The 24,587-nt window shown below is 40.0% G+C and carries 21 protein-coding genes and 2 tRNA genes; 14 read left to right on the top strand and 9 right to left on the bottom strand.

Annotation, left to right across the window (positions count from 1 at the left end; genetic code table 11):
- Positions 1 to 2 precede the first annotated feature (2 nt).
- Positions 3 to 79, top strand: a tRNA-Arg gene (locus tag HWV01_RS19660).
- Positions 80 to 154: 75 nt separating this feature from the next.
- Positions 155 to 246, top strand: a tRNA-Ser gene (locus HWV01_RS19655).
- A 228-nt stretch (positions 247 to 474) separates the two neighbouring features.
- Here the strand turns inward: HWV01_RS19655 and HWV01_RS19650 are convergent.
- On the bottom strand, positions 475 to 642 hold the full coding sequence (locus tag HWV01_RS19650) for a hypothetical protein (RefSeq protein WP_211673133.1): 168 nt from the start codon (positions 640 to 642) through the stop codon (positions 475 to 477).
- A gap of 240 nt (positions 643 to 882) precedes the next feature.
- Here HWV01_RS19650 and HWV01_RS19645 point away from each other — a divergent pair, with 240 nt between their 5' ends.
- The 5 genes from HWV01_RS19645 (at position 883) to HWV01_RS19625 (ending at position 7,816) form a co-directional block, all read left to right on the top strand.
- Positions 883 to 1,299, top strand: a complete 417-nt coding sequence (locus HWV01_RS19645; RefSeq protein WP_211673132.1) for a YqaA family protein — start codon at positions 883 to 885, stop codon at positions 1,297 to 1,299.
- Positions 1,300 to 1,342: 43 nt separating this feature from the next.
- Complete coding sequence (locus HWV01_RS19640; RefSeq protein ID WP_211673131.1) at positions 1,343 to 4,219, top strand: pitrilysin family protein; 2,877 nt, start codon at positions 1,343 to 1,345, stop codon at positions 4,217 to 4,219.
- Between the two features lie 87 nt (positions 4,220 to 4,306).
- Positions 4,307 to 5,899, top strand: a complete 1,593-nt coding sequence (gshA, locus tag HWV01_RS19635; RefSeq protein ID WP_211673130.1) for a glutamate--cysteine ligase — start codon at positions 4,307 to 4,309, stop codon at positions 5,897 to 5,899.
- Positions 5,900 to 6,224: 325 nt separating this feature from the next.
- Positions 6,225 to 6,953 (top strand): SDR family NAD(P)-dependent oxidoreductase, encoded by a 729-nt coding sequence (locus HWV01_RS19630; protein ID WP_211673129.1) that lies wholly within the window; start codon positions 6,225 to 6,227, stop codon positions 6,951 to 6,953.
- Positions 6,953 to 7,816, top strand: coding sequence for an amidohydrolase (locus HWV01_RS19625; protein ID WP_211673128.1), 864 nt, complete (start codon positions 6,953 to 6,955; stop codon positions 7,814 to 7,816). The genes HWV01_RS19630 and HWV01_RS19625 overlap by 1 nt, the downstream gene beginning before the upstream one ends.
- A gap of 39 nt (positions 7,817 to 7,855) precedes the next feature.
- Here HWV01_RS19625 and HWV01_RS19620 read toward each other — a convergent pair whose 3' ends face one another.
- The 3 genes from HWV01_RS19620 to HWV01_RS19610 all read right to left on the bottom strand — a co-directional run bounded on the left by HWV01_RS19620 (position 7,856) and on the right by HWV01_RS19610 (position 10,115).
- Positions 7,856 to 9,031, bottom strand: a complete 1,176-nt coding sequence (locus HWV01_RS19620; RefSeq protein ID WP_211673127.1) for a mandelate racemase/muconate lactonizing enzyme family protein — start codon at positions 9,029 to 9,031, stop codon at positions 7,856 to 7,858.
- 35 nt (positions 9,032 to 9,066) lie between these two features.
- On the bottom strand, positions 9,067 to 9,834 hold the full coding sequence (locus tag HWV01_RS19615; RefSeq protein WP_211673126.1) for a class II aldolase/adducin family protein: 768 nt from the start codon (positions 9,832 to 9,834) through the stop codon (positions 9,067 to 9,069).
- A gap of 68 nt (positions 9,835 to 9,902) precedes the next feature.
- Positions 9,903 to 10,115 carry a hypothetical protein gene (locus tag HWV01_RS19610; RefSeq protein WP_211673125.1) on the bottom strand — a complete coding sequence of 71 codons (213 nt, stop codon included), beginning with the start codon at positions 10,113 to 10,115 and terminating at the stop codon, positions 9,903 to 9,905.
- A gap of 87 nt (positions 10,116 to 10,202) precedes the next feature.
- On the opposite strand from HWV01_RS19610, the gene HWV01_RS19605 reads away from it, so the two are divergent.
- Both HWV01_RS19605 and HWV01_RS19600 read left to right on the top strand, forming a co-directional pair.
- Positions 10,203 to 10,847, top strand: coding sequence for a LysE family translocator (locus tag HWV01_RS19605; protein WP_211673124.1), 645 nt, complete (start codon positions 10,203 to 10,205; stop codon positions 10,845 to 10,847).
- 150 nt (positions 10,848 to 10,997) lie between these two features.
- Entirely contained in the window at positions 10,998 to 11,597 is a 600-nt protein-coding gene (locus tag HWV01_RS19600) for a DUF4136 domain-containing protein (protein WP_211673123.1), read from the top strand.
- Positions 11,598 to 11,664: 67 nt separating this feature from the next.
- Here HWV01_RS19600 and purD read toward each other — a convergent pair whose 3' ends face one another.
- From purD to plsY, 3 genes are all read right to left on the bottom strand, one after another.
- Positions 11,665 to 12,954: a phosphoribosylamine--glycine ligase gene (gene purD / locus HWV01_RS19595; protein ID WP_211673122.1), complete on the bottom strand. Its 1,290-nt coding sequence runs from the start codon at positions 12,952 to 12,954 to the stop codon at positions 11,665 to 11,667.
- A gap of 150 nt (positions 12,955 to 13,104) precedes the next feature.
- Positions 13,105 to 14,697 (bottom strand): bifunctional phosphoribosylaminoimidazolecarboxamide formyltransferase/IMP cyclohydrolase, encoded by a 1,593-nt coding sequence (gene purH / locus HWV01_RS19590; protein WP_211673121.1) that lies wholly within the window; start codon positions 14,695 to 14,697, stop codon positions 13,105 to 13,107.
- A gap of 323 nt (positions 14,698 to 15,020) precedes the next feature.
- On the bottom strand, positions 15,021 to 15,620 hold the full coding sequence (gene plsY, locus HWV01_RS19585; protein ID WP_211673120.1) for a glycerol-3-phosphate 1-O-acyltransferase PlsY: 600 nt from the start codon (positions 15,618 to 15,620) through the stop codon (positions 15,021 to 15,023).
- Between the two features lie 190 nt (positions 15,621 to 15,810).
- Here plsY and folB point away from each other — a divergent pair, with 190 nt between their 5' ends.
- The 3 genes from folB (at position 15,811) to HWV01_RS19570 (ending at position 17,635) form a co-directional block, all read left to right on the top strand.
- A complete protein-coding gene (gene folB / locus HWV01_RS19580) occupies positions 15,811 to 16,179 on the top strand; it encodes a dihydroneopterin aldolase (RefSeq protein ID WP_211673119.1) in 369 nt (122 codons plus the stop codon).
- The gene (gene folK / locus HWV01_RS19575) at positions 16,179 to 16,685 is read left to right on the top strand and encodes a 2-amino-4-hydroxy-6-hydroxymethyldihydropteridine diphosphokinase (RefSeq protein WP_211673118.1); all 507 of its coding nucleotides are present in this window, start codon (positions 16,179 to 16,181) and stop codon (positions 16,683 to 16,685) included. Before folB ends, folK begins: the two co-directional genes overlap by 1 nt.
- Before the next feature lie 95 nt (positions 16,686 to 16,780).
- Positions 16,781 to 17,635: an undecaprenyl-diphosphate phosphatase gene (locus HWV01_RS19570; RefSeq protein ID WP_211673117.1), complete on the top strand. Its 855-nt coding sequence runs from the start codon at positions 16,781 to 16,783 to the stop codon at positions 17,633 to 17,635.
- Between the two features lie 122 nt (positions 17,636 to 17,757).
- Here HWV01_RS19570 and HWV01_RS19565 read toward each other — a convergent pair whose 3' ends face one another.
- Complete coding sequence (locus tag HWV01_RS19565; protein WP_211673116.1) at positions 17,758 to 18,927, bottom strand: multifunctional CCA addition/repair protein; 1,170 nt, start codon at positions 18,925 to 18,927, stop codon at positions 17,758 to 17,760.
- A gap of 258 nt (positions 18,928 to 19,185) precedes the next feature.
- On the opposite strand from HWV01_RS19565, the gene HWV01_RS19560 reads away from it, so the two are divergent.
- Both HWV01_RS19560 and HWV01_RS19555 read left to right on the top strand, forming a co-directional pair.
- Positions 19,186 to 20,841 carry an ExeA family protein gene (locus HWV01_RS19560; protein ID WP_211673115.1) on the top strand — a complete coding sequence of 552 codons (1,656 nt, stop codon included), beginning with the start codon at positions 19,186 to 19,188 and terminating at the stop codon, positions 20,839 to 20,841.
- Positions 20,838 to 21,533: a general secretion pathway protein GspB gene (locus HWV01_RS19555; protein WP_211673114.1), complete on the top strand. Its 696-nt coding sequence runs from the start codon at positions 20,838 to 20,840 to the stop codon at positions 21,531 to 21,533. The genes HWV01_RS19560 and HWV01_RS19555 overlap by 4 nt, the downstream gene beginning before the upstream one ends.
- Positions 21,534 to 21,594: 61 nt before the next feature.
- Here the strand turns inward: HWV01_RS19555 and HWV01_RS19550 are convergent, their stop codons facing one another.
- A complete protein-coding gene (locus HWV01_RS19550) occupies positions 21,595 to 22,623 on the bottom strand; it encodes a nitronate monooxygenase family protein (protein WP_211673113.1) in 1,029 nt (342 codons plus the stop codon).
- Between the last annotated feature and the right edge of the window lie 1,964 nt (positions 22,624 to 24,587).

The raw sequence follows: 24,587 nt of genomic DNA, 5'->3' as shown, positions 1-24,587 counted from the left end.
GTGCGGATGTAGCTCAGCTGGATAGAGTACCTGGCTACGAACCAGGCGGTCGGAGGTTCGAATCCTCCCATCCGCACCATTTATTATATTATTATGATTTTTCCGATGTAAGTCTTTACATTGTCGATGTTTTTCATAATAATAGGGTTTGTGTGGAGAGGTGGCCGAGTGGCCGAAGGCGCTCCCCTGCTAAGGGAGTATGGGCTTTAAATCCCATCGAGGGTTCGAATCCCTCCCTCTCCGCCATTAAATAAAGAAACCGCTTAATTGCGGTTTTTTTATGCCTAAAATTTACCTCTCCAACTATCTGCTGATTATGGGCGTTCCGCTATATTGTTATTTTTGGTTATCATTACAGAATCGGGTGGTGGTTTAGCTAGGTTTTATCTTGGTTGCATATGTGGCTAGGGCTTTCTCGTTAGATAATAAAGTAAGACGGATTGGCCTATATAAGATGCAATTCTCGTCTGGTGCTCAGCGAGTAAGGTATATCATCAAACTAAGAAATGCGATGATGCCCGTTGTGCCGCCAATAATATAGATAAAACCTTTCTTACCTTGTTGTATACTCCAGTTATTATATTGCAAGAATCCAAACCACAAGATACTGAGTACTAAAGGTAATAGAAAAAATTTAAACATAAACTCCCCAATGTAGCGATTTATCACTGTTTATTGAATTATATAGTGGCTAAACTGTCCTACCACTTTTAATTATGCACGTAATATTTATAGAACAGTTAAATATTACCAGTCTGTGTATCCATAAGTGCGTTAAGCATAACATTAATTATACGTCTAACTTCAATATTATAGTGTGACTTAATTCTCTTAGTGGTAATACTGTGGCTAACTGTGGGTAGATGAAATTTAGAGGGTTAGATGGGTCTTTGGTTATTGTTTTTTAGTAGTTTTACGTCTGCGACCATTTTACCTGGTAGTTCAGAAATACTGTTAACCGCGATGCTTGTTGAAGGTTCGTGGTCGCATTGGCAGCTTTTTATTATGGCGACCAGTGGCAATGTATTAGGCTCTATTCTTACCTTTTACATGGGGTATTTTATTTATGCGAAAAAGCCGATTGATTTTTCAGAAAATAAGCACTACCGCCGTGTACACAGGGTGATCCAACGATGGGGTTGGAGTAGCTTGCTATTTAGTTGGTTACCTGTTTTCGGTGATGTTTTTTGTTTATTAGCAGGTTGGTTACGTTTAAATCCTGTACTTTCTTTTATCGCTATTATGCTAGGTAAGTCAATTCGCTATGCAGTTATTATCTGGTTTATGAGTTTCTATTAGCTAATTATTTTATATTCAATTTAAAATTAACGAGGAATTTTTGATGCGTTTGAATTCTTTTTATGGTGCTGTGGTGCTGAGTTCTTCAATGTTGTTACTTAGTGGGTGCTCATTATTTGATAAAGACAGTGATATCGCAGCATTGCCGAGTGGAATGACATTAGTGGATCAGCAAGAAAAAGTGCCAGGCAGCTTGCTAATACCCTATGAAAAGTACCAGTTAAGTAATGGCCTTACCGTTATCTTACACGAAGACGATTCTGACCCGCTAACGTATATTGATATGACTTACCATGTTGGTTCTGCACGTGAAGAGCTCGGTAAATCGGGTTTTGCGCATTTTTTCGAGCATATGATGTTCCAAGGCAGTAAAAATGTGGGTGATCAGCAGCATTTCAAAATTGTTAATGAAGCTGGCGGTTCGATGAACGGCAGTACCAATCAAGATAGAACGAATTATTACCAAACCGTACCTGCGAATCAATTAGAAAAAATACTGTGGTTAGAAGCCGATCGTATGGGTTTTTTATTAGATGCGGTTGATCAACGTAAATTTGAGATCCAACGTGCTACGGTTAAAAACGAGCGTTCACAACGCGTTGATAATCGCCCTTACGGTTTACTTGGTGAACGTGTAGGTGAAGCTTTATATCCACGGGATCATCCTTATGCTTGGCAGCCAATTGGTTATGTTGAAGATTTAGATCGTGTTGATGTGAATGATTTAAAACAATTTTTCTTACGTTGGTATGGGCCGAACAATGCAACACTGACGATTGCGGGTAAATTTGATAAAGCGGAGACCTTAGCGTGGGTAAATCAGTATTTTTCGACAATTCCGGAAGGTCCTGAAGTAAAAGATATGCAACCTGTGCCTGTGAGTATTGATAACGATCGTTATATTACCTTAGAAGATAACGTGCCACAGCCGATGTTGTATATCAGTTATCCAACGGTATATATGGGACATAAAGATGAAGCCCCGCTCGATCTGTTTGCTTATGCTTTAGGCGGTGGGAAAAACTCACTTTTGTATAAGAATTTGGTGGAAACTGGCTATGCAACCAATGTAGCTGCTTATCATAGTTGTAGCGAACTAAGTTGTACTTTTGATATCTATACGCAACCGAACCCAGCTAAAGGAATGGAGCTGGCCCCGTTATTGGCGAAGATTAATGCGTCGATGAAAGAGTTAGCAGATAAAGGTATCGCACCTTCTGAAGTAACTAGATTACGCTCGATCATTGAAAGCTCCACGATATTTGGTATGCAAAGTGTTGCAGGAAAAGCAAAAGAGCTTGCGTTAGGTGAAACCTTGATGAATGATCCTAATTACTTAACGAAGGGGTTATCCGTTTTTAATACGATCACTGCAGAAGAAGGGATTGTTGGTTATAAAAAATACCTCGAAAATAAACCCAAAGTGATCATGAGTGTTGTGCCTAAAGGTAAGTTGGAATATGTTGCCCATGCTTCGACGTTTACACCTGCACCACGTGATATTGGTAAGCAAAATGCGCCGCTAGCTCAAACATTAGCAGTCAGAACGACGAAAGATACTTTTGATCGTTCAGTTATGCCAAAAGCGGGCGATAATCCACAGCAAACATTACCGACATTATGGCGTCAATCACTCGCGAATGACATTCAAGTGCTTGGTACGGTATACGATGAAACCCCTACCGTGAGTATACAGATTAATGTAAAAGGTGGGCGACGTGTTGAAAGTGCTGATAAACAAGGGATTGCAAAATTAACGGCCGCTATGATGAATCAATCTACAACGCTGCATTCATCGGCAGAACTCAACGATCAATTACAATCACTCGGCAGTAGCATTAATTTCTCTGCGGGCCTTTATGGTACGAGCATAAGTGTTAACAGTTTATCGAAAAATTTACCTGCAACATTAGCAATATTAGAAGAAAAACTGTTTAAACCGGGTTTTGTAGATGCCGATTTCACGCGTATTAAAGCGCAGTCAAGGCAAGCGTCATTACAAAATCAGCAAAGAGTTGGTTGGTTAGGGCAATTAGCTACACAACGTATTTTGTATGGTGAGGACCGTGTTACTGGCAACCCATCATCTGGTACATTGAAAAATCAAGCTGCATTAACGCGTGATGATGTATTGGCTTACTATCAGCTATATTATAACTTAGCAGAAGCTAAAATCGTGGTGGTTGGTGATGTTAGTGAAGCCGCTGTTACGACGTCGTTAGATTTTTTACAGGAAGGCGCTCATTTACCCGCAGTAACTTACCCGCTTCTAGCAAAAGCACCGTTATGGCAACCGAACACACTTTATATCGTTGATAAGCCAGGGGCGGTACAATCTGTAATTAAAGTAATATCACCCGCGGTAGCGTATGATGTGACAGGTGATTTTTTTAAAGCGAACTTAATGAACTTTAATTTAGGTGGTAACTTTAATAGCCGCTTGAACCAGAACCTACGTGAAGATAAAGGGTATACTTACGGTGCGATGACTGGATTTTATGCTGATCGCGAATATGGTTTTTTCTCTTCATCTGCGGATGTTCGTGCAGAAGTAACTGGCGATGCAATCAAAGAAACGCTAAAAGAATTAAAAGCTTATACAGATGGTGGCATCACTGATTCCGAACTGGCTTATATGAAAAGTGCGATTTCACAGCAAGAAGCCTTGTCTTATGAAACGCCAGCTCAGAAGTCTAATTTCTTAATGCAGTTATTATTATTGGATTTATCACCTGATTTTGTAGAGCAGCAAGCCAAGATCATTCAAGCGATGAATAAGTCTGAAATTCAGGCATTAGCAAAGACTTACTTATCGAGCGATAAATTTTCTGTTATTGTGGTCGGTGATCGTCAGTTGATTGAAAAACAGGTTCAAGACTTTGGTTTAGATATTCAAGTTTTTGATCTGTTAGATAAATAATAGACTTGAAATTAACCTTAAAGATTGCTCCATTGATTGTGCAATTTTTAAGGTGATACTTTTATATAGTTCATTGGTGGATTTAATTTGAACGTTACATTTAAATCTCTGATCTCAAAATTATCAGAGCCAAGCAATATACAGTCGCTAAACGGCATCACCCGCGGCATTGAACGAGAGTGTTTACGCGTAAATGAAGCAGGTGGTTTATCACAGAACAGCCATCCTGCAGCGTTTGGCTCAGCATTAAGTCATCAGCACATTACCACAGACTATTCTGAAAGCTTATTGGAATTTATTACGCCTGTCAGCGATAGTGCCGACAAGGCGCAACAGCAATTGAGTGATATCCATCGCAATGTAGTTAAAAACCTTGATGGGGAATTGTTTTGGCCTTCAAGTATGCCATGCCAGGTTTGTGATGCTGAAAGTATTCCATTAGCTAAATATGGTACATCGAATACAGGTAAAATGAAGCACACTTACCGTATCGGTTTAAAGCACCGTTATGGCAGTAGCATGCAAATTATTTCAGGTCTGCATTATAATGTGTCATTACCGATTACGCTTTGGCAAACGCTTTATGATCTAAAGGGTGAAACTGGCGAATTCCAAGATTTTATTTCTGATAGCTATATGGGACTTATCCGTAATTTTTACCGTCATGGTTGGTTAGTGCCTTATCTATTTGGTGCTTCTCCTGCGTTAAACCGTTCATTCTTACCGACGGAGAAACAAACACCGTTCTCAACATTGGGTGAAGACACATTATATATGCCATATGCGACATCGTTACGCATGAGTGATCTGGGTTATACCAATAATGCCCAAGATGATTTGGTTATTTGCCATAACACGTTAGAAAATTATACCGATAGTTTGAAGAAAGCGATTAAAACAAAAGCCCCTGAATTTGCAAATATCGGTATTAAGGTTGATGGTGAGTATCGCCAGCTTAATGATAATGTTTTGCAGATCGAAAATGAACTGTACGCGCCGATTCGACCTAAACGTGTGGCTAAGTCAAATGAAAAACCGTCGGAAGCATTATCTGCTCGTGGTATTGAGTACATAGAGATCCGTTCTTTGGATGTGAATCCATTTGTTGCTACCGGTATTACTACTGCGCAGATGTCTGTGTTAGACAGTTTATTAGTTTGGATGGCACTGCAGCCTTCAGCTCCGATGACAGCCGACGAAATGGCTATCTGTCGTGATAACAGCACGAAAGTAGTAATGGAAGGACGTAAACCTGGCTTAACATTACAATTCGATGGGAAGGAACAAGTACTTGCTGATGTTGCCACTCATATTCTTACTGAAGTACAATTGGTCGCTGGGCTATTAGATGGCGCACAACTCGCTACGGAGACTGCCGCGAGTAATTTTTCGCAAGCGGTCGCTGAACAGCAGGCATTGATTAATCGTCCTGAATCATTACTGTCTGGGCAAGTGCTTACGGCAATGAAGAAACAAGGTCTAGAGCATAATGATTTTATTTTAAACTTAGCTAAAAAGTATAAAGCAGAGTTATTAGCGACAGATTATGCGTATTGGGATGATACTTATTTCAAGAAAATGCAGCAGCAGTCAGTTGTGCAACAACAGAAAATCGAAGCGGAAGATACGCTTGATTTTGATGCGTTCTTAAGTGAATACTTTGGAACAACTAAAAAATAGATAAAAAAAAGAGCCTATAATTAGGCTCTAAAAAATGAAAAAACAACTCTTGCAATGAATCAGACTACGGAATTGAGTTATGGTTCATAAATAATTGTAATAGTTGGAAAATAAAAAAAAAGGAGCCTTAATAAGGCTCCCAAAAAAATGAAAAAACAACTCTTGCACTTAATCTGACTACAGCATCAAGCAATGGTTCATAAAATTATTATTTGTTTTTATAATAGTATATTTGATTTAAGAATTTGATATACCCCATCATCATTAACATTAATATGTCCATAAGATCAGATTTCTCATATATCAAATTATAAAAGGAAAAATAATGAAGAAAGTCGCAATTGTGACGGGTGGTAGTAAAGGCATTGGCTTAGCTATTATTAAGAAATTTACAGACGAATCCTATCGCGTATATAACCTAGATATAGAAGCGGGTTCTGTCGGTGAATTTATTGCTTGTGACATTAGCAATTCAGAGCAAGTTAATGCCGCAATGTCTGCAATTATAAAAAAAGAACAGCATATTGATACATTAATTTGTAATGCGGGTATCCACCTAAATTCAAATATCGAAAACACATCAGAACAGGATTTCGATCGCCTTTTTGCAATTAATGTAAAAGGCGCTTATTTTGCGATTCAAGCTGTTTTACCTGTAATGAAGTCCCGTAAACAGGGCTCTATTGTTTTAATCGCATCGGATCAATCAGTCGTCGCACACCATAATTCATTTGCTTATAATTTAAGTAAACATGCGCTCGCCTCAATAGCAAAAACGACCGCTTTAGATTATGCCGGATATAATATCCGAGCAAATGCAGTTTGCCCAGGAACCATTGAAACACCACTATACCATACCGCTATCGATAATTATTGCGCTCGTACTGGTGCAAATAAAGACAATATCCATAAAGAAGAATCTGCACTACAACCATTAGGTCGAATTGGGCAACCAGAAGAAGTCGCCGAATTAACGTATTTCATAGCAAGTGACAAGGCCAGCTTTATTACAGGGAGTTTGCAAATGATTGATGGCGGCTATACAGCGAAGTGATGGATAATATTATTGATCCTCATATTCATTTATTTGATAGAAATAAAGGCAGTTATGCTTGGTTAAAACCAGAGAACCCTCCCTATTGGTCAGATAAAGAAATTATCAATAACGACTTTTTTGAAAATGATCTGATATTGAAGTCTCCTTTAACACTCAGTGGTTTTGTTCATATTGAAGCTGGATTTGACAATGACTCTCCTTGGCGGGAGATTGAATGGCTTGAAAGCACTGTTTCATGCCCCTTTAAAAGTGTAGCTTGTATCAACTTGATGCTTGATCCAGAAGACTTCATTGATCATATAAAAAGACTTAAGAAATTTTCTTCTGTCATTGGAGTCCGTCATATTCTAGATGAACAAGCCCATCGATTACTGACATCACATGTCGCTCAAATGAACTTAGTCTATCTTGCAACAACTGGATTACATTTTGAAGCCCAATTATCAGGGAGCGATACAAAGGGCATAAACGCATTAGTCAATGTAGCAAGACAAAATTTAGGGCTTACATTTATCATCAGCCATGCGGCTTTTGCACCTTTAGACTCTACCCATCAAACATTACAATGCTGGAAGAATGGTATGGTATCACTCGCCGCTTTTCCGAATATCGTTGTAAAAGCTTCGGGCTGGGAAATGACTCGACGAGATTATATAAATACAAATTCGATTGATACTGTAATTACAGAACTACTTTCTTTATTTGGAGAAGATCGTATTATGTTAGCGAGTAATTTTCCACTAGCCCTATTTACAACCAGTTATCAAGAACTTTGGGCTTACTATAAAGCGCTAGACCTACCACTACCTTTATTAGAAAAACTGTGTCATACCAATGCCAAGAGAATTTATCAGTTTTAAATGATAATCGATTCTAGAATCGATTATCATTTTCTGTATTTATTTAATCTCAATGCGAGGTGATCGCATAACAAGATCATCATTAAGTTCAATTCCTATACCTGGTGCTTCAGATACTTTAAATACACCATTTTCAGGTTGAGGATCCTGAATGCACAGCTCTCGATTCCATTTCTTTATCGCATAGGTATGATGTTCATGAATAAGGAAATTGGGGATCGCAGTTTCAAGGTGTAAGGATGCAGCAGTTGCCACAGGTCCACCACATACGTGGGCTTGAATACGAACATCAAAGATGTCTGCATAATCACACACTTTTTTCGTTTCGGTAAAACCACCGCATAAGCCAATATCGGGTTGAAGTACATCAATACTTTGGTCTTCTAAATATGGACGAACACCCCAACGATTATATAACCGCTCTCCACCCGCAATAGGCACTGCAACTTTATCCGCCACTTTAGCATGCAAAGAGTGGTTCAAATAATTAACAGGCTCTTCGTAATACATACAACCGAATTCTTCTGCAATTTTTCCTAGCTGAATCGCTGTAGTTGCTCCAGGTAAACTATGGCACTCAAAAATAATATCAACTTCGTCGCCTACTGCATCGCGAATTGCTTGCATGCGACTACGGTATAGTTTCATTTCTGCTTTTGAAATAATTTTAGTGCGTTCGTAATAAGTATTCCCATCTTTATCATACATAATAGGGTCAACCTTCACGGCATCATAACCTTGCGCTACCGCTTTTAATGCCGCTTCAGCATATTCTTCTGGGTGAGATAAAGCTTTGAATTCATCATCCCAATCAAATTGTAACTGAGATGCATAAGTACGTAGTTCATCATTCACTTTACCACCTAAAAGTTGGTAAACTGGAAGATTCAGTGCTTTCCCTTTAATATCCCATAATGCGGTATCAATAGCACTCATCGCTGCATAAACGATAGGTCCTCCACCTAATCCCCAAAAACTCTCTCGTAACATACGAGACCAAAGTTTTTCTGTTTGAAAAGGGTCATGTCCAATTAGGAATGCTTCTGCCATTTCTTTAATCATATTAGCCGCAGCACTATGACCCAAATCATACGCCAAGCCTGCTTCACCGACACCACTTATTCCTTCATCTGTATGAATACGAACAAATATCGGATTCCATCCAGCACGGTCTGGGCAGTGAATATCAAATACTTCAATCCACGTAACTTTCATCTAACTCTCCCTATTATATTTTTATTACGACTATATTATTCCATAAAACTAGGATCTAATTTATAAGCCTTACGTAACATAGCAGGCCATGCAAGCTGCCCACCTGTTGAACCCGTATGAACAATGTTAGCTTGCTTATAAATATTATCTAAAATTGGCTGTGGTACTGGAGTAATATCCTGTCCAGCTGATTGGATCATTATTTGTATTTCACAAGCACGCTGTAAATCATACATACGCATAAACGCATCACCAATAGTGGGCCCTAATGTTAAACCACCATGATTAACTAATAACATATAATTAGTATGGCCGAGATCATCCTGCAAACGCTGTTTCTCAGAACTATCCACAGCAAGCCCTTCATAAGCATGATAAGAAAGTGATGATAATGAAAACATAGAATATTGGCTATAAGGTAACAAGCCTTGTTTTTGTGTTGCGACTGCTATCATTTCTGCTGTATGCAAATGTATAACGCAATGTGCATCTTCACGAACCTCATGAATAGCACTGTGAATCGTAAAACCAGCAGGATTAATACTAAAAGGACTATCATCGATAATATTTCCAGCGAGATCGACTTTAACCAGATTAGATGCGGTCACTTCATCGAACGCAAGACCAAAAGCATTAATCAAATAATGTCGCGTTCCTGGGATACGGGCTGATAAATGCGTATAAATTAAATCATCCCAGTTAAAATGCGAAACCAACCGATAGCAAGCAGCCAGATCGATTCTAAGCTGCCATTCTTTGTCGCTGACCCTCTTTTTAAGATCTGGCTTAGGTAAACTAAACATACTTTAATCCTTTTTAAGTTTTTAGCTTCTTATCCTTTATATCACGCCTAAGTGACTTTGTTACAATCCTATTTTACGCGAACCACTAAAATCGGATAAGTAGCCAATGTGACATTTCTATCGATGAGAGCACATGACATTTTAAACTTGCCTAACATGATCGTAAGCGTATGGGCAACCACACCACTATCTAATATCTGATTGAATATAATTACGGGTTTCAATGGTGCTATCTGGGTACTTTTTAGAAGAACCTGTACCGTCATAAATACGTTCGTCATTGATTTTTACTTTTTTGATGAAAAATAGATTAAAATATTGCTAGTTGTATTACAATCTGGTTTTTTATTTTGTAACGCGACCCTCTAATGATTGATTTCTCTATTCTGCCCCTGTATTTAACTGCTGTTGTGGCGTTATTATTGATCCCTGGACCTAGCATGTTATTAATTGCCAGTTCAAGCTTAAACTATGGCCGAAAGGTGGGCTTTTTTACCACATTAGGTATTACAACATCAGGTATTGCTTTCACGTTGTTAGCGGCAATGGGCGTATCTGTGATGATAGCGATGAGTCCAATGGCACTTAAGGCACTACATTTATTGGGCGGGTTATACCTACTTAAAATGGGGTGGGGTTGTTTACGTACCAGCTCTGTTGTCGCGCCTGAAATAGATCAAACCAATAAAATGGCTCGTTCATTGTATCGTAAAGCGGTATTTACTAATTTATTAAATCCAAAAGCATTATTGTTCTTCGTGATGTTTTTACCACAGTTCGTGTCACCAAATATTGAAGCTTCATCTGGGGAACAAATGCTGGTGTTAGGCTTACTGCTTAATGCATTAGGTTTATTGTTTAACTTATTACTTGTGGTCACTGTCGGTACATTAGGTAAATCGCTATTAACGAACGAACGTTTCCATATCTACCAACATAAGATCATGGGGGCGGTATTTGTATTACTTGGTGTATGGCTATTAGTTTCGAAAGTACCTGCTGCAGTCGTCTAGTTGTGTATAAATTATAGTGACTTCAGGCTGAACATTAATCATTTTTTATTATCTTTACCTCGTATTAGTGCTAATTTAAATGGCAGGACTGATGATAACTTTCAAAAAGGTTATCCCGCATTATGAAGTATGTTGGGTATAGGAGATGTTATGAAAGCACGACAGTTGGTTAATAAAAAAGGTTATTTGGTTGCGTTGCTTAGCTTGGTTTTGGCCGCATGCTCCACCGTTAAAGTGAGTACAGATTACGATCAAAGTGCTGATTTTACCACGTTGAAAGGGTTTAATTGGTTACCTGAATCGGCAAAAGTTGAAAAGGAAAATGCTTATCTTAATAATCGAATCATGGATGTTCGTATCACCAAAGCGATTGACAAGCAGCTTGTTGCACAAGGTTTTTCATTTTCGACAGCTCCAGATTTTTATGTGAATTACAGTATTACCTCGGAAAAGAAAACCAATATTCGTACTTATGATAATTATTCCGGATATGGTCCAAGTTGGGGCTGGGGCGTTGGTTATGGGCACCGTGGTATGTCCCTCAGTGCTCATACAGAAACACGAGTTGATGAATATCAGCAAGGTAGCCTTGTTGTCGATGTGATTGACCCAACAAGCTTAGAGCTAATTTGGCGAGGTATAGGGAGTAAACGTCTACCTGAATCGACAGATGCGGCTGAAATGGATAAATTAGTTGCAGATGTGGTGAAAAGTATCTTAGGTAAATTTCCACCTAAAGCGTCAAAATAGCTATATTACAAGCAAAAAATGAGCAACCAGTGGCTGCTCATCTTTATAACATCAAAATAGTGTCTGACTATTTTTGGTTTTCACGCGCTATAGCACGGTAACCAATATCGGTACGGTAGAAAGCACCTTCCCAATTGATTTGTGCCGCTAGCTTATACGCATTTTCTTGTGCTTCTGTTACTGTATTACCCAGCGCAGTTGCACAAAGAACACGACCACCGTTAGTCACAATGTTGTCACCTTGCAATGCTGTACCTGCATGGAACACTTTGCTTTCAGTTGAGTCCGCTTTAGGTAGGCCCGTAATGATCTCGCCTTTTGCGTAATCAGCAGGGTAACCGCCAGCCGCGATCACCACACCAACCGCAGCACGTTCGTCATAATCCGCAGTCACTGTGTCTAGTTTACCTGCAACAGCAGCAAGACAAAGTTCAACAAGATCTGATTTTAAACGCATCATGATAGGCTGTGTTTCTGGATCACCAAAACGACAGTTATATTCTAATACTTTTGCTGTGCCATCCGGTGCAACCATCAGACCAGCATATAGGAAACCAGTGTAGGTATTCCCTTCTGCTTTCATGCCATCAACCGTCGGGCGGATCACTTCATTCATCGCGAAGTCATGAACCGCTTGTGTTACTACTGGGGCTGGGGAGTAAGCGCCCATACCACCTGTGTTTGGACCTTTATCACCATTGTCACGTGCTTTGTGATCTTGGCTTGTTGCTAGCGCCAGAATATTTTCGCCATCAACCATCACGATGAAACTTGCTTCTTCACCCACTAAGAATTCTTCGATAACTACGCGTGCACCAGCATCGCCAAACTTGTTACCTTCAAGCATGTCATCAATTGCAGCAAATGCTTGCGCTTCAGTCTCAGCGATAATTACGCCTTTACCTGCAGCTAGGCCGTCAGCTTTAATAACAATTGGGCAGCCCATTTCGCTTATATACGCCTTTGCTGGTGCGATTTCAGTGAAGTTTTGGTATGCAGCTGTTGGAATATTATGACGTGCAAAGAAGTCTTTTGAGAATGCTTTAGAGCCTTCTAATTGTGCAGCACCTTGTGTTGGACCAAAGATAGCCAAACCTTCTGCTTGGAACGCATCAACAACACCAAGTACCAATGGTACTTCTGGGCCAACAATCGTTAGTTCAATTTTATTTTCTTGTGCGAATGCAACCAATGCTGGAATATCTTCCACTTGGATAGGTACATTCTTACATTTGTTTTCTAGCGAAGAACCAATATTACCAGGTGCGATAAATACAGTTTCAACATTTTTAGACTGAGCCGCTTTCCAACCTAGGGCGTGTTCACGACCACCGCCACCAATAATTAATACGTTCATAATGATGTTATTCCTTTTACTTTATGCGCTAATCTTGGGGGTACTCTGCGATACTTAGCAAGATTTATAATTGAATGAGAGCAGTACAGTCAGAGTTGTGTGTGTCACTACTCTGACTGTATTTTTAACTAATGTGCTTTTCCTACAGGCTTAGTGACGGAAGTGACGCATACCTGTGAAGATCATTGTCATACCGTGTTCGTTAGCCGCATCGATAATCTCATTATCGCGGATTGAACCACCTGGTTGGATTACACATGTAATACCCGCAGCCGCTGCAGCATCAATGCCGTCACGGAATGGGAAGAATGCATCCGATGCCATTACTGAACCTTCAACCACAAGACCTTCGTCAGCGGCTTTAATACCAGCAACTTTAGCACTGTAAACGCGGCTCATTTGACCTGCGCCAACACCAACCGTTACGCCATCTTTTGCGTAAACAATTGCGTTTGATTTAACAAACTTAGCTACTTTCCAGCAGAATAGTAGGTCAGTCAGTTCTTGTTCTGTTGGTTGACGTTCAGATACAACCGTTAAGTCGTCTAGGCTAACCATGCCACGGTCGCGATCTTGTACTAAGATACCGCCGTTAACACGTTTAATATCGAACTCACCGTTTTTAGCTGTCCATTCACCACATTCAAGTAAGCGAACATTTTTCTTGCTCGCAACAATTGTGCTTGCTTCAGCACTGACTGATGGAGCAATGATTACTTCCGTAAATTGACGGTCAACGATTGCTTGTGCAGTTACTGCGTCAAGTTCACGGTTGAAAGCAATGATGCCACCGAATGCTGATGTCGGATCTGTTTTAAATGCACTGTCGTAAGCACTTAAGATATCGTCACCAATAGCAACACCACATGGGTTTGCGTGTTTTACAATCACACATGCTGGTGCATCGAATTCTTTCACACATTCGAGTGCTGCGTCAGTATCTGCGATGTTGTTATAAGATAATGCTTTACCTTGTAGCTGTGTTGCTGTTGCAACAGATGCTTCAGTGGTATTTTTTTCAACATAGAATGCGGCGTCTTGGTGGCTGTTTTCACCGTAACGCATATCTTGTTTTTTGATGAACTGGCTGTTGAATGTGCGTGGGAATTTAGATTCTTCATCACCTTCCGTGTTGTCGCCATAACTCGGAACCATAGTACCGAAGTAGTTTGCGATCATGCCATCATAAGCAGCAGTGTGCTCAAATGCTGCAATAGCAAGGTCGAAACGGGTTTTATGAGTCAGTGAGGTATTGTTTGCAGACATTTCACTTAATACACGGTCATAATCGCTAGCGTTAACGACAATGGTCACGTCTTTGTGGTTTTTAGCTGCAGAGCGAACCATTGTTGGACCACCGATGTCGATATTCTCAACGGCGTCAGCTAGGCTGCAATTTGGATTGGCAACAGTGTTGGCAAATGGGTAAAGGTTAACAACTACAATATCAATCGGGTTGATACCATGCTCTGACATTACTTCAACATCAATATCACGACGGCCAAGAATACCACCATGTACTTTAGGATGCAGCGTTTTAACACGACCATCCATCATTTCTGGATGACCTGTATAGTCAGAAACTTCTATTACTGGGATGTCATTTTCAGCTAATAATTTAGCTGTCCCGCCAGTAGATAATAATTCGACGCCTTGTTCTACTAGGCCGCGAGAAAATTCTACAATACCAGTTTTATCAGACACACTGATAAGTGCACGGCGAATAGGTCGAGCGTTGTCCATTTTACGATTACCTCAAAGTACATTTTTATAGAAGGATGTTTTCGGAAAAGGTCGCTTGGCCTTTTACGGAAACATCCTGCACTATGTTCCTTTTATATCGACTAACTTTACGAAGCAATTTGCTTGTTAAAGAGCTTTAGATATATAACGTACCGCAGATGGGGGGCATTCTAACTGAAAATTAATTAATTGTGTCGATTTTTTTAATAAAAAATTCACGAACAGCATTTTTATGCTTTTAATTTAACGACGTAAGTATAATCGAGGTATATTAACGAATTATATACCTGTCTAAGACGCTGGTTGTTGTATTGCATTGTAATTTAACGCTTTTTCTTTTTGTGCCAGATCTTATCTTCTTTGCCTTGCAGCAGACGCATAATATTGTCGTAATGACGCCAAATAATAAGGCAAGATAACATGGCAACGGGTAGGGTATATTGAGCTTTAAAAATAAGAGTGTAAATTGGCGCAAAGAGAGCAGTAAAAATAGCAGCCATTGATGAATAGCCAGTAACGGCCAAGGATAACCCCCAGCTCAATACAATTGAGGCGCCTAAATCAAGACCTATGGTCAGTAGCGCTCCAAATGCAGTCGCAACCCCTTTACCGCCTTGAAATTGAAAGAAAATGGGGTAAATATGACCTAGGCAAGCTGCGATTGCGATGAGTCCGAGAGAAAATGGCGTGAGGTTTAAATACCAAGCCACCCAGACCGGTAGTGCGCCTTTTAACATATCAAAAAAGAGTACTAAGCCTGCGGCGAATTTGTTTCCAGTACGTAATACATTGGTTGCCCCCGGGTTTAGTGAACCGTATTTTCGTGGATCAGGTAAGCGAAACAGCTGGCAAATCAGGATTGCTGAAGAAATAGAACCTAGCAGATAGGCGAAAATGATAAAGATTAAGCTCAATAGGGTCATTACTGATTAATTCTTCTCTAGGTTTGCTGTATTATTGCATTATTATATCCATTAATAAATTACGTGCCGTAATAAGGCTGACATTTACGTAGTTTATCTTAGATATAAATCAAAAATTGAGAAACCTATCATACGCGTTTTTTATTCGCGAGGGTATCCGACCTCTATCAAGTTTACTACGGACGAGCTCATGGACATTGTATTTATTGAAAAATTGGAAGTTTTTACCACGATCGGTGTATATGATTGGGAAAAGAAGATCATTCAACGGTTAGTATTTGATTTGAAAATGGCACATGATAATCGCCCTTCAGCACTGACTGATGATATTACCAAAGCATTGGATTATTCAGCAGTATCTAAGTTAGTGACTGACTTTGCACAAAACAATATTTTTGAGTTGGTTGAAACAATGGCTGAGCAAGTTGCTGAACTATTAATGACAACATTTGGTATACCTTGGATTAGCCTCAAACTGAGTAAACCTGGTGCTGTCGCAAATGCGGCAACGGTTGGTGTATATATTGAACGTGGCCAGCGCAATGGAACGCTAGCGTAATGGCTTTAGTGTATATCGGCATCGGCAGTAACATTGATAAAGAATATCATGTCGCGAATGCGCTGCGTGATCTTGATAACATGTTTGATGGCTGTCGTATTTCACCGATTTTCGAAAGTGCGGCTGTCAATTGCACGGGTGATAACTATTACAATTTAGTGGTGGAATTTATCACATCGTTATCGCTTAGCGAATTAATGCAGTGTTTAAAAGATCTTGAAATCACACATGGACGTAAAGCGACTGATCGTCGTTATGCACCCCGAACCTTAGATTTGGATTTATTGTTATTCGACAATATCATCCAGTCTGAAAAGCCTATTTTACCTCGCGCTGAAATTCTTTATCATGCTTTTGTATTATGGCCACTTGCTGAACTAGCACCGGATTTATGTCATCCGGTGTCTGGTATTTCAATGGCTGAGTTATGGCGTGACTTTGACAAATCAACACAGGTACTCATGCTCGCTAAGTGGCAATGGCCGAAAATAGCTGAGCTGGCTTAGACATTATAATGAGCAAGGTTATGCGAATAATTTATAGTATTAACCTGTATCTTTAAACCGATTTATTTTTAACTATTACAATAAAGGAAATATGAATGAGTACTTTGGAAGTGATCGTTCTGGCATTGATTCAGGGACTCACTGAATTTTTACCTGTATCAAGCTCTGCTCACCTTATCTTACCGTCACAATTACTTGGATGGGAGGATCAAGGTCTTGCTTTTGATGTTGCTGTACATATAGGTACATTATTAGCGGTACTTATTTATTTCCGCGAGGAAGTCGGCACTATGGCTGTGGCTTGGGTGCGTTCTCTGTTTAAACATGAACACACGAAAGACAGTCAGCTAGCATGGTGCATACTATTAGCAACCATTCCGGCTGCGTTAGTCGGCTTCTTTGGCAAAGATTTAATTGAATTATATTTGCGTAGTACCACGGTGATCGCCACTACTACGATTATCTTTGGCTTGTTGTTATGGTGGGCTGATGCTAATGCCACGCAAATAAAAGATGAGTATAAAACTGGTTGGAAAGGGGCATTAATCATTGGTTTTGCACAAATGTTGGCGTTAGTTCCGGGTACTTCTCGCTCGGGAGTGACGATTACTGCGGGTTTAATGTTAGGGCTTAGCCGTAGTGCCGCAGCACGCTTCTCATTCTTAATGTCGATCCCGATTATTGCAATGGCAGGTGGTTATTTAACACTGAAATTAGTACTGAATGGTGATGTCGTTGAAACCCTGCAAGCGGGTGAAATCATTACGACAGTACGCGCTGTTGATTGGTTTGCTATGGGCTTAGGCGTTGTTATTTCTTTCTTTAGTGCTGTAGCCTGTATCCATGTATTTTTGAAAGTACTAGAAAAATTAGGCATGTTCCCGTTTGTTATCTACCGTCTACTTTTAGGCGCCGGTCTGTTTTATTTAATCTATACTCAAGGGCTTTAACTTCCTCGATTAGCATTAGTACTAAAGACTAAAGACTAAAGACTAAAGATAGAAAAGGCTGTTACCAGTGAGGTAGCAGCCTTTTTTGATTTTGCATGTTAATCATCATTTATGACAATTATTTATTGAGATCGTAATGTGGCTAATGCTGCAATACGTTGTGTTGTTAATTGCTGTTTGATTTCCGCACCACGGAACCCTGCAGCAATGATCGGTTGTACTGCAATATCACAAGCCGTATTAAGCATTTGTGTCAGGTATTGAGTCGGTTGATATTTATCGGGTAATTTACAGACTTTGCTGCTTGAACAGGCTAACAATATTTGCTGAAAACGTTCAGGTTTACGCCATGCATCGGTATTATCGAAAAGGCTAATAATATCAGTAGGCTCTAAGGTTAGAGCGCTGTGAATGTTTTCTTGTTGTGCGCTAACCAGCAACGCTAAATCTCGGTGTTCGTTAGGCACTTTACAGCGTTTGGCCAGAGCTTTAATACTGACTTGAGAATTATCAAGTTTCTGCATCAATGCTGCAAAGCGAATGGCTAAATCAGCCGAAAGTAATGCCGTTTGCTGCAGCTGAATTAAGGCTTGCTGGCCGGCAGTGTTATTGTCATTGTCATCTTCGCTATTTATATTTAGCGTTCGCTCAAAGAGGGCATCGAGTTCGGGTAAAATAACTGCTAATGCGCCAATCTCATTTAACACGTGGAAAAAAATTTCTGGATTCGCTGCTGATAATGTCTTTTCAACTTCTTGCCATACACGCTCGGGGGTTAATTCAGCAAGATCACCTGCCTGTGTCATGCCCTGCATTAACGCCAGCGTTTCATTAGCGATAGTAAAGCCAAGGTGGTGAAAACGTGCGGCAAAACGCGCCACGCGTAGGACGCGTAATGGATCTTCACTGAAGTTCTCTGAGATATGACGCAGTATGCGATTATCTAAATCTGCTCTAGCATTGAGTGGGTCGATAATTTGGCCATTAATGTCTTCAACCATAGCATTAATGGTCAGGTCTCGGCGCACAAGATCTTGCTCAAGCGTCACATCGGGTGCTGCATAGCAGGTAAAACCTGTATAACCAGAACCACTTTTTCGTTCGGTTCGTGCCAGTGCATATTCTTGCTTACTGCTCGGGTGTAGGAATACAGGGAAATCTTTACCGACTTGCTGATAGCCTTGTTCTAGCATTTCTGCGGGTGTAGCACCAACAACAACAAAATCTTTATCTTTTACCGGTAGAGATAATAATTTGTCCCGAACGGCTCCGCCGACTAAATATATTTGCACTAAACAACCCCTGTTACTTTACTTTAATGATAGCTTTAAGATAATTACATAGTATTTATTAATTATACCTTAACTACTTAGAAACTCGATCTTTGCTGTTGATTATGGCAGTTTACTTGCTGTCATTAAGTTTGAATTGGTGGATAATGAGCACCTAGCGACTTATTCATGAATAAAGTTGTATTTTTGTTGCCTATTTTTGACATTTTGTTGTCTAGCTATTAACGTGAAGCATCAACCATAGGATGATAATCATAGATGTATACTGAGTTTTTTCATTTAAAAGAAATGCCTTTCTCTATTGCTCCCGATCCTCGTTTCTTTTTTATGAGCGATAGGCATAAAGAGGCACTGACACACCTGACTTATGGATTACAAGGTGCGGGTGGTTTTGTCATGTTAACCGGTGAAGTGGGAACCGGTAAAACCACTGTTTCACGTGCATTAGCTGAGGGCTTAACGAATGACACGATCCTGGGTTATATTCATAATCCTGCAATAAGTGAGCTGGAGTTACTCGCGACGCTCTGTGATCAATTCAAGCTCGACTATAATAGTAATGGGCTGAGTTTAAAAGTACTCTTTGATTTATTACATCATTATCTACTCAGTAATTGTCAGCAACATAAATCCTGCGTGGTTATGATTGATGAAGCGCAATTATTATCCACGAAAGCACTGGAACAACTACGTTTGTTAACCAACCTCGATGTTGACCATAAAAAGCTATTACACATAGTGTTAATTGGCCAACCTGAGTTACAGCAAAAACTAAAACAGCCTGAATTACGCCAACTCGCGCAACGTATTACCGCTCGTTATCATTTATTACCTTTAACAGAATCTGAATTAGCCAGTTATGTGGCGTATCGTTTAAGTATCGCATCCGGTAATCCAGGCTTATTTAACACCAAAGTATTAAAGCGTATTTACCAACATACTGCAGGTATCCCGCGTTTAGTTAATTTGGTGTGTGATAAAGCCTTGTATTATGCGTTTAAAGAAAATGCCAATAAAATTACCCCACAACATGTGCAAGAAGCCGTTAATGCGGTCGTTGTTACTGGGACAAGCAAATCCAAGTCCAGTAAAGTAGGCTTATTTGCGGGTGCGCTATCCATGGTATTAATAGGTTTTGGTTTGGCAGGTTTTCAGCTGGGGTTATTTGATCGGCTAATAGATAAAGCGCCAACGACACAAGTAGTGGTAGTCAATGACACGCCAGACAAGATCGAGGTAAATAAACTTGTCATAGATGAAGTACCCCCTGTTATGAATGAGGTCATATCTGATAAGGCGTTATTAGCGAATATTAATTCTGCGCGACAAAGCAGTGCAGCTACTCAGTTTTTATATAAAGAGTGGGGCTATGATATTGCATTGAATGATGCGACTTGTCGTAATGCGCAATATGCGAAATTACGCTGTCTGCAGCGACAGGGTAATTATGCACAATTAGTACAATATAACTTACCCGCTGTCGTCCGCTTGCTGGATAACCTCGGTGAAGATTATTACGCAACCTTGTTGAGTATTACGTCATCAGGTGTGGAGTTACAATTAAACAACAGCCATTTATTGGTGAGTCAAGCTTGGTTTGAAAAATATTGGAGTGGTGATTTTACATTATTCTGGACTGCACCAAGTCGTTTTAAAAATAGCTTAAAACAAAATGATAAAGGTACATTAATACGCTGGTTAGATCGGAACGTGAGTGCAGCGCTTGGTGAAAATGCTTTATCTGGTACGAGGTTTGATGCGATATTAATGAAAAAGGTGATACGTTTTCAACAACAGGCGGGTTTAACCGCTGATGGTATTGTTGGCCCTCAGACTATGATGACAGTTGTCCATTATGCTGACAGCACTGTGCCTAAATTGAATGTGGCAACACATATTCCGGAGAAAAAATGAGCCTTGCAGTTGGTAAAATCCTAAGTCTATGCAGTATCTGTGCAAGCTTAGCGGTGAGTGTATTATGGAGTCCCGCCTTGTTTGCAAACGACAATGATCGTCATAATATAAATGTAACAAGGCCTGTTTTAACGGGCGTTGAACAAACCGATCCGCTGACTATTTTAAAGTTACCAGATATTGAGTTTGAACACCCGTTATCTGTGGTTAATATTCCGGTAACGCCTCCTGTATCACCTTCATATTCATCAGAGCAGCTACCTGCTGTGATTGTACCTAGTCGCAAGCCTGCGGTGAAAGAGGCTCAAGCTTCTGAGTTATTAACGATGAATGATGAATTAGCTAATGAGCAGGTGTCAGCCGAACTACTTGCTAAATTTAATCGGGCGTTAACGGCGACAAGTGATACTGATAGCATACCTGCTAAAGTTATAGCAGAAAGTTACAATGCTGTCCCTATTAAGGACTTACCCGCACACTTACGTGCGCAAATCCCTGATATTAGTTATAGTTCGCATGTGTATTCGTCGAAACCACAAAATCGTAGTGTGCGTCTTAATAACCGAGACTTACGTGAAGGAAGTTGGTTAAGTGATGATGTTGAGGTTTTAGAGATATTACAAAATGAAGTGATTATGCGCGTCGGTGCGCAGAGCTTTAGTCTCCAAGCGTTATCTGATTGGTCTGCATAATTTCATTGTGCGATAGTCTAAATGAGCAAGGAAGTAGTTAACTACATCTTTGCTCATCATCTTACTGTTTCGCTAATTTATTAATCACATTATCTGCTTCTGTCATAATACGCTCTACGATAATAGCTACACTTGGTACATCATTAATCAATCCTTGCGATTGACCAATAAATTGCACACCAGTAGTTAAATCACCATTAATGGTAGCGGCTTCTAGTTTTTCAGTTGCAGCACCGAAATATGACAATTGCTTAATTTTATCGAATTGCACAAAGACGCCAGCGACTAATTTCCAAAACGGTAAATCGACCATTTTAGCGGCCTTTACCGATTTAAATAAGGCTAGGGCAAAATTCATTGGCTTTTTGGTTGCTTTAATAGAAGCTGGCGTTTTTAAAACGCGGGCATAGAGACCATCAAAGTTTTTCGAATAGATAGTATCGTTCTCAGATTTGCTAGTAATGATTTGTTTAACGTTATTATGTAAAGCACTTTCTTGGCTAGTGGCAAAACGGGAGCCCATTGCAACCCCTTCAGCACCAAGTGAAAGAGCGGCAATTAAACCTCGGCCATCAGCAAAACCGCCCGTCGCGATAACGGGAATATCTACGGCGCTGGCAATCGCGGGTACCAATACTAGTGAGGTGACATCGCCACCGTGTGCGGCAGCTTCATGACCTGTTACCATCAAGGCATCAGCACCAATCGATTGTGCAGACTTCGCATGTTTCTCATTAACGACCGTGGCAATGACTTTACCACCATAAGCATGGACCTGTTCGACGATCCAATCACCTTTACCAAGTGAGAAGTTAATCACGGGTACTTGTTCTTCAATACCTATTTTGGCATTTTCTTTCGCCCCTGGCATAAGTAAGGTAGCGCCAATACCGAATGGTTTGTCAGTAAGCTCACGGATCTTTTTGATTGCTGCGCGGGTTTCTTCTTGGCTCAATGGTCCTGTTGCTAAAATACCTAAACCTCCAGCATTGGAAACGGCCGCAACAAGTTCTGGTTTTGATATCCAACTCATACCAGGTAAGACGATAGGATGCTCAATCCCTAATAATTCTGTAATCCGTGTTTTCATCACTTTATCCCAAAGATGCAAAAAGGTTGGAAAATAAACTAGCATAAATGCACTAATACATACAGATGTTAATGGTATGTATGTTTTTAACAAAATTATTTATTGATAAATTTTAACTATTACAACTTTAGTTTGGGTATATTCTGTGTATTTTATATTCACAATATTATCTGCTGGATAGATAGGTCCCCATGTGTAAGACATCGACCATGTGGATGTCGGGATATAGTCGTTACGTCACTGCGTTTATCTCAGTGTTAGACCTAGTCTTACACTCGTAAAAACCACTAATGGCTATAAATATCAACCACTTGTTGGTTATTGTGTTTTATTGATTGTAAATTTATGTAATTTAATTGAATTTGCGCGCTTGTTGCTCAGGGTTAATGACGTATATTTATAAGCACAAGGACGGAGCAGGAACATCTTCAGGAAGAAGACCAAAGGATTAAGTTGCAGGACGCGACACAAGGACAGCTTCAGGAAGAAGACCAAAAGGATTAAGTTGCAGGATGCGACACAAGGACAGCTTCAGGAAGAAGACCAAAAGGATTAAGTTGCAGGATGCGACACAAGGACAGCTTCAGGAAGAAGACCAAAAGGATTAAGTTGCAGGACGCGACACAAGGACAGCTTCAGGAAGAAGATCAAAAGGATTAAGTTGCAGGACGCGACACAAGGACAGCTTCAGGAAGAAGACCAAAGGATTAAGTTGCAGGACGCGACACAGAAATAAATCAGGATCGATTTATTGTGCTAGGAAGGCAAAAGGACACTCCGACGGATTGGGAAGTGGAAATTTAATGGAATGAATAGAGTCAGGATTTAGCAGGGGTGCTACACGTTTCATGGATTGAAAATATAGACTTTAGGGCGGCACAGTGTGCCGCCTTTTCTATATCTGGAGTTTAATATAAGCAGCGCTATATAACTTTCCACCAACTAATTTTTCTGACATAACCCATCTCACCTCAACCATCTATATAACCTTACTTCTTACCTTTAGGTCTACTTATAGATGTATATGGTATGTTTGTTTTAACAGCATTATTTATCGCTATATTTTAAGTTTTACAACTTTAGTTTGGGTATGTTCTGTTTATTCTAAATAAACAACATTATATACTGAGTTGGCAGGCTTCAATGTGTAAGATATCGACTATTTGTGGTGAGGGATATAACCGTTACATCACTGTGTTTATCTCGATGTTAGACCTAGTCTTATACTCGTGCTTCACGGTTATACTTATTTTTATCAATGACTTATATTTTTACTTGTGTGTGATCTTGTAAAATATTGTAATTTAATTGAATTTACGTGCTTCTGGCGAAACGGTAATGGCGTATATTTATAAGCACAAGGACGGAGCGGGAACATCTTCAGGAAGAAGACCAAAGGATTAAGTTGCAGGACGCGACACAAGGACAGCTTCAGGAAGAAGACCAAAGGATTAAGTTGCAGGATGCGACACAAAGGACAGCTTCAGGAAGAAGACCAAAGGATTAAGTTGCAGGATGCGACACAAGGACAGCTTCAGGAAGAAGACCAAAGGATTAAGTTGCAGGACGCGACACAAGGACAGCTTCAGGAAGAAGACCAAAGGATTAAGTTGCAGGACGCGACACAAAGGACAGCTTCAGGAAGAAGACCAAAGGATTAAGTTGCAGGACGCGACACAAGGACAGCTTCAGGAAGAAGACCAAAGGATTAAGTTGCAGGATGCGACACAGAAATAAATCAGGATCGATTTATTGTGCTAGGAAGGCAAAAGGACACTCCGACGGATTGGGAAGTGGAAATTTAATGGAATGAATAGAGTCAGGACTTAGCAGGGTAGCTACAAGTTTCATGGATTGAAAGTATAGACTTAGGGCGGCACTGTGTGCTGCCTTTTCTATATCTGGGATTTAATAAATACACAATTCAACGCTTTTCTATTATCCATAGCTAATATTTATATACA

This window comes from Moritella sp. 5 (genome assembly GCF_018219455.1).
Taxonomy (GTDB): domain Bacteria; phylum Pseudomonadota; class Gammaproteobacteria; order Enterobacterales; family Moritellaceae; genus Moritella.
The sequence above is the reverse complement of the archived record's forward strand: the minus strand, read 5'-3'. Positions and strand labels throughout refer to the sequence as shown.